Origin of the sequence: Faecalicatena contorta, from assembly GCF_021531995.1 — a bacterium.
Lineage (GTDB): Bacteria > Bacillota > Clostridia > Lachnospirales > Lachnospiraceae > Dorea_A > Dorea_A contorta_A.
In genome coordinates this window covers 1-2,412 of sequence record NZ_JAFBIZ010000208.1, presented here as the reverse complement: position 1 = coordinate 2,412, position 2,412 = coordinate 1, and the positions used below count along the sequence as shown (strand labels likewise).

General features: G+C 34.2%; 3 protein-coding genes. 2 read left to right on the top strand and 1 reads right to left on the bottom strand.

Annotated features, from left to right (window positions below):
* The coding region (locus JQM82_RS15235; RefSeq protein ID WP_235251255.1) for a hypothetical protein at positions 1 to 930 on the top strand (930 nt) is incomplete at its 5' end.
* A gap of 213 nt (positions 931 to 1,143) precedes the next feature.
* Here the strand turns inward: JQM82_RS15235 and JQM82_RS15230 are convergent.
* On the bottom strand, positions 1,144 to 1,482 hold the full coding sequence (locus JQM82_RS15230) for a helix-turn-helix domain-containing protein (RefSeq protein ID WP_235251254.1): 339 nt from the start codon (positions 1,480 to 1,482) through the stop codon (positions 1,144 to 1,146).
* Between the two features lie 173 nt (positions 1,483 to 1,655).
* On the opposite strand from JQM82_RS15230, the gene JQM82_RS15225 reads away from it, so the two are divergent.
* Positions 1,656 to 2,412: hypothetical protein (locus JQM82_RS15225; RefSeq protein WP_235251253.1), on the top strand; the 757-nt coding region annotated here is incomplete at its 3' end.

The window sequence follows — 2,412 nt, the reverse complement described above, 5'->3', positions numbered from 1 at the left end:
GGATATGGTATTATAATTAGTGTAATTGTTTTTCTTGTTGGATGCTCGGGCTCAAAAGCACCGTCAAAAGAAATGATTAAAGAGGACTTGGAGAAAAATATTGTTAATGCAGGAGAATTTCTTAAATTCAAAGATTATGAGATTATTCAAAGCGTGACAGAGGATAAAAATTTTACAGCAACTATTGCCGTTGAAGCGTCTGGAAATTATGCGGATTTTGAGCTTGAAGCAAATGTCTCATACATAAAATATGATCAGGGATGGCAAATAACTGATTGTTCATGGCTTACAAATAGTTATGAAGTTACAAGTTATCCAAGTGAAAAAGAGATGACGAAAATGGTAAATAATTTGGTTGGTCCGATGGAATATTCAGAGATGACTTGCGACAAAAATCAGATATGTTTTAAAGGAGAAATTAATGATTATTATGAAGAATGTAAATACATTAACGGAAAAGTAATTGTTACCTCGTTGTGGAATTATAATCCGGGAAGTGACACATGGGAATATCAGGAGGACAGTAAGACGGAAGAAAGTATTTGTGAAGTGACGGATAAATTGGCAGGATCTTGGGAAATATATGATGATGATGACCCAGCAGACTTTGACATAATTGTAAGTAATGTGTCTCCGACAGGATTTGATATAGAATGTACATGTTATAAAACGAATACCGTACATGTAGAAATGGAAGATGTTGTTGATTCTCCGGATTCGATTTATTTTTATGGGACTGGGGCCACAGCTGATGCTGATCATTACAAAGCTGAAAATGCAGATGTTAAAGTACGTCTTTGTCTATCGGATTTTGATAATTTCATACAATATAATAGTGAATTGGCTAAAATGAATGGATTGCGTATTGAGTATATGATAGACGGAGGAAATAATAATATTGCTGGTGTCGGGACTGTAGCGCTTCCTTAAGTTGTTGTCAGAAATGACAGAGACTGATACTGCAGTTCAAAAAAAGGAACGACAGGAATAGCTGTTGATTTAGCTGGTTCATATATAATATATATAAATATATAATATATATAAAGAAGTATTGCCAGATGATAGTAGAGCCGATTTCAATGGGAGACGATTGAAATCGGCTCTTAGTATCTGCTGAGAACTGCGAAGATATCATGAGAATATCTATTCATCTGTGGGCTGTATTGCCTGAATATAATGCGATACAATCTGTTCCAAATGCTCTAACTTATCCTGAGGACATGTCTTGAGCAACCCCATAATGGAATCCAGATTACCAGATGAATCAGAAGAACCAAATAAAATGTAGTCTACAGAAATATGGAGAGAATCGGATAATTTGCAGAGTGTATTGACAGACATATTTTTCTGGCCAAGCTCAAGATCATAACAAAAACGAGGTGTAATATCCGCCATTTCTGCAAGTCTTTCTCGCGAGTAACCATTGAGGAGTCTCTGCTTTTTTATTCGTTCTCCCATTTCTACAGAATCAATTGAAGCCATGTATTCACCCCCATTTTGTGCAAAACAGATTCTATATTATATTGAATTCTACGTTCAGTTTTTGCATATAGATATGAACTGACAAGGGATAAAAAGTTGACTAAAAGTTCCTTATAAAATATAATGAAACATATGTAGTGTATATTTTTGATGAGGGTAAAGGAGGGTATAAAATGGCATCTACATACGATAGAGAATTCTTAGTACCATATTTGCATGATATATGTGCATATCATCTGGCAATCAGGGAACTGGATGAACGCATTAGAGTGTGCAATGCAAAATTACATGAATACAAGGCAGGATGGAGGGCAAAACCACAGGAAAAAATAGAATATGTGAAAGAACCGACAGGGATTATATCATTTTTTGGTTTTCTCCTTTTTTTACTGATGCTATATGCAACTTATGAGTTTTTTGCATATCCTAGTGGGAGAGGAAGTGCACCTGGCTCTTTTATGTTTTTGGTGTTTGTATTTGGGTATTCATTGGGTATTTTTATGATGTGGAAAGGTTATGATTCTGTCAAGAAAGCAAAAGAACAAAATAAATTGATTAAAGCAGATTACGAAAGATACACAAAAGAGTATCAAAAATATGTCCAGGAAGTTGATAACCAAAATAAGATGGCAAGAAATCAGATTCCTAATCTTGAACAAAACCTGAAATTTTATGTTTCAGAAAAAAATCGTGTAGAATCATTGTTAGCACATGCCTATAGTGCAAACGTTATTGCGAAACAATACAGAAATATATATGTTGCTGTTTTTTTATATGACTGGTTCAGCACTAGTGGTTCTAATAATCTTGATAATGCACTTGGAATGTTTGTATTAGAGGAAATTAAAGCAAAATTAGATACAATTATTCGAAATCAATCTAATATAATTATGAATCAGAGGATTATGATTGCCCAGCAGAGAGAAGCGA